The organism is uncultured Phascolarctobacterium sp., from assembly GCF_905212365.1.
Classification (GTDB): domain Bacteria; phylum Bacillota; class Negativicutes; order Acidaminococcales; family Acidaminococcaceae; genus Phascolarctobacterium_A.
The window spans coordinates 1-3,241 of sequence record NZ_CAJMEH010000097.1 but is presented as its reverse complement, the minus strand read 5'-3'; the positions used below and the strand labels follow the sequence as shown (position 1 = coordinate 3,241).

Below are 3,241 nucleotides of genomic sequence, written 5' to 3'. Positions count from 1 at the left end.
CGATACTGTGTCCGACCGCAGTTACCGCAGCCAGCTGCTGTTGCTGAACGGCAGGCTGCAGCGCGGCCTGGATTTAAGCACGGCGCTTACGGGAGCAGAAGGGCTGTTTTCGCCGCTTACGCAGGCTTTGCTGGACGTGGGCGCGGCGACAGGGTATCTTCCGCGAATGCTGCGGGAAGCGGCCCGCATAGGCGAGGAAGATTTACGAGTTAAATTGGCCAAAATTAAGGAAGTGTTGGCGCCAATGCTGCTGTTAGCGGCGGCCTTGGTTATTGCGGCGGTGGTATGTGCAGTTGTGAGCCCGCTGCTGGAAATGCTGTCGGCTTTGCCGGCGTAAATCAAGGAGGATGATTATGTTAAACAAATTGCGTAAGCAAAGCGGTTTTACTTTGATCGAAGTGGTAGCGGCTGCCGCGCTCATCGGCGTATTGGCGACTATGCTGGCTCCGTCCCTTTCGGGCGCTAACGATAAAGTAAAAAACGCTAAACTAACTAACGATTTGGCGACTATCGACCAGGCTATACAGATTTACCGTATGGATAACGGTTCCTTGCCCGATTCTTTGAGCGCTTTGGATAGCGACTATTTAGGCGGCAAGCTGGAATTTAAGGATGCGACAGGTACGGCCCTGGTTTATTCGCCCAATGATAACGGAACGTATACCTTGACTGGTAAAAATGCTAAAGGCGCGGATGTAAGCTCGCCGGCCAGCTCCGGTGGCGCGGCTAACTAGACAACGCGGGTTTATTCTGTGGGAGCTGCTTTTGGCTTGCGCTGTCCTGCTGTCGGCGGCAGGCTTCTTATTCGTGCAGGGCGAGGCCGTTGCGCGCCAATATTATAAGTGGCAGGTGCGGGTGGCGGCGCAAGTATTAGCGTCCGACCTGCGAGCTTTGCAGCAGCGGGCTTTGTATAAGGGCAGTAATGCGATGCGCAAATTGCAGCCGCTAAGCGCTGATAAGAGCGTTTATACGCTTGTGGATGGGATGAAGGTGGTCGCTACGATAGCTTTTAGCGATTTTGGCTGCGGCGAGGTTTATTTTCAGCGCAGTATTGCTTCGGTAAGCTTCGGCACTTTGGGCGCGCCGACCGCTAACGGCGAATATGTGTTGCGTCACCGGAAGCTGGGAAAATTTTTCTGCCGCGTGGCGCTGCAGCCGGTGACGGGAAGAGTGTTGATTTATGAAGGCGAGTAAGGGATTTTTCCTGGTGGGCGAAATAATCTGCTTGTGCTTGAGCTGCATTTTATTATTAGCCGCGGGCAGCGCTTATCGGAGCAGCTTGCGTTTGCAGGAGCGTACTTTGCGATTGGAGGAAAGCTGGCAGGCGGCGCAGCTGGCGGCGGTTGGAGAAGCAACGCCGGAGCGCTGGCGCACAGAGCGCGCTATAAACGAGCGGCAGGGCATAAGGCTGATGGAGGTGCAGGTATATGAAGGAAGTAAAGCGCAACCCTTGTGTACGCTTTTGCAGGCTGCGCCGTGAAAATAAAGGCTTTATCCTGCTGGAGCTGGCGGCCGGCCTTGCGGTGAGCGCCGTTTTAGCGGCTATGGTTTGCGTCGGCGCGCAAGGCTTTGCCAAAAACTGGCAGGCTTTGCAAGAGCAGATAGAGCTGCAGCAAGCGGGGACTTATATGCAGGCGCTTTTAGAAAAAAATCTGGCGTATAACGCGCTGGAAATTACAATCTCTGCGGATAATAAGGTGAGTTACCAAGGCTTGTTGGGCAGCAAAAGTTACTCTATCTATCCGGCAAATTCAGGCTTGTACCTGCGTACCAGCACTGCCGCAGGCAACGGCGTCAACCCTTTGTTTATCGAAGGCGTGGACGTCAGCGGCTGGCAGGCGCGCCGCGTGGACGAACAGAATTTGTTGCTGCGGTTTACGCTGCACGGCAAGCGCGGCAGCAGGGATTTCAGCCAGTTAATAACGTGTTATAACGGCGAGGTACATGATGAGCGGTAAAAGCAAGGGCAGTGTCAGCCTGCTGCTGCTTTTGACCTGTCTGCTGCTGGCGGCGGCAGCTCATTTAGGCTTATTGTGGAGCAGTCGCCAATTCGCTAAAACGCAGGAGGCTTTGGCTGCCAGGCAAATGCGCCGCCTTAACAGCTCGTTAATGCAGAAGTATTTTTACGAGCGCCCGCAGGCCGGGAAATGGGTCGCTTTGGATAGCGTATTGCAGCCCGGCGGCGTTGATGTGCAAATCCAGGGAAGCAGTTCTTACAGCAGTGATAATTTAATATATCTTTTACAATTTAAAGCTGCGTCCGGCAAGTACGCGGACGCGGCGCAGCAGATTTCACGTTTGCAGCTTACGTTTTCCGAGGCGCAGAGGAATTTAGCGGCTAAGTACGCTTTAGCTAGCGTCAAAACCAAAGGCTTGGAATATTTGCCGCAGCAGTCGTTATATATACAAGCAAGCAGAGAAGAAGTACGGCTGCCGCAAATGTATTTCCTTTATAATAAGGCCTTGAATGGTTTAAGTATTGATAACACGGATATGGACGGCTTGCACGCACGTTTTTATTATCTCAACAGTAGCGACGCTCTTACTTTTAAAGCCAATACTTTGATGCTGGGTTCTTCTGTAGTAGGGAAATCCGGGGCGATAATTATTGGTGAAAACTGCCATTTCCCTCATCGCGTGGCGCTGATAAGTGAAAACGGCAGTATTACCATTAAGAAAAATACGCGGCTCGATAAAGCGTTGATTATGGCGTACAGTCGCGTGATTATCGAGCCCGGCTGCAAAATTAACGGCTTTATTGCCGCCAATGAAATACAATTTTTGGGAGCTTCAGAATTTACCGCCGACGCGGATGTGGTAGCGCCGTTTACGTCGGCAGCCTTTGTTGAAAGTTGATATTGCAATCGAGTAGGAGGCCGCCCATTATTTGAGCAGCCGACCTCTCACACCACCGTGCGTACCGTTCGGTACACGGCGGTTCAAATACCATAATGCTTGAGCCGTTTAAGCTCGTAATTGCTCGCTAATTCATAATAGCCTGCTTTTACGAGCTTTTCGTTTGTTATTGACCTCGCAAGTATCGCACTTCCTGCTACTCGCCAATAACCAAGTCTTGTATTTCCCCACGTATATGCGTACTCCTCTGGTATTCCTAACTTCTTTAAGTTTGTAACCCTAGTTGTAGGTTTCTTCCATTGTTTCCATATATATTGACGGATTCTTCTCCGCAGCCATTCGTCCCATTCCTGCATTTTACGCTTCATACTTGCTATGCAGTAAT

The 3,241-nt window shown here is 51.5% G+C and carries 7 protein-coding genes; 6 read left to right on the top strand and 1 reads right to left on the bottom strand.

The features are described from left to right. The 6 genes from QZ105_RS10310 to QZ105_RS10285 all read left to right on the top strand — a co-directional run. A partial coding sequence (locus QZ105_RS10310; protein ID WP_293729833.1) for a type II secretion system F family protein occupies positions 1-337 on the top strand: 337 nt, incomplete at its 5' end. Between the two features lie 16 nt (positions 338-353). Beyond that, positions 354-734, top strand: a complete 381-nt coding sequence (locus QZ105_RS10305) for a type II secretion system protein (RefSeq protein ID WP_293729832.1) — start codon at positions 354-356, stop codon at positions 732-734. 31 nt (positions 735-765) lie between these two features. Next, entirely contained in the window at positions 766-1,194 is a 429-nt protein-coding gene (locus QZ105_RS10300; RefSeq protein ID WP_293729831.1) for a hypothetical protein, read from the top strand. Beyond that, positions 1,181-1,480, top strand: a complete 300-nt coding sequence (locus QZ105_RS10295) for a hypothetical protein (protein WP_293729830.1) — start codon at positions 1,181-1,183, stop codon at positions 1,478-1,480. Before QZ105_RS10300 ends, QZ105_RS10295 begins: the two co-directional genes overlap by 14 nt. After that, positions 1,428-1,958, top strand: coding sequence for a hypothetical protein (locus QZ105_RS10290; protein ID WP_293729829.1), 531 nt, complete (start codon positions 1,428-1,430; stop codon positions 1,956-1,958). Before QZ105_RS10295 ends, QZ105_RS10290 begins: the two co-directional genes overlap by 53 nt. Further along, positions 1,945-2,856, top strand: a complete 912-nt coding sequence (locus QZ105_RS10285) for a hypothetical protein (RefSeq protein ID WP_293729828.1) — start codon at positions 1,945-1,947, stop codon at positions 2,854-2,856. Before QZ105_RS10290 ends, QZ105_RS10285 begins: the two co-directional genes overlap by 14 nt. Positions 2,857-2,939: 83 nt before the next feature. Here the strand turns inward: QZ105_RS10285 and QZ105_RS10280 are convergent. After that, positions 2,940-3,241: group II intron maturase-specific domain-containing protein (locus QZ105_RS10280; protein WP_293729827.1), on the bottom strand; the 302-nt coding region annotated here is incomplete at its 5' end.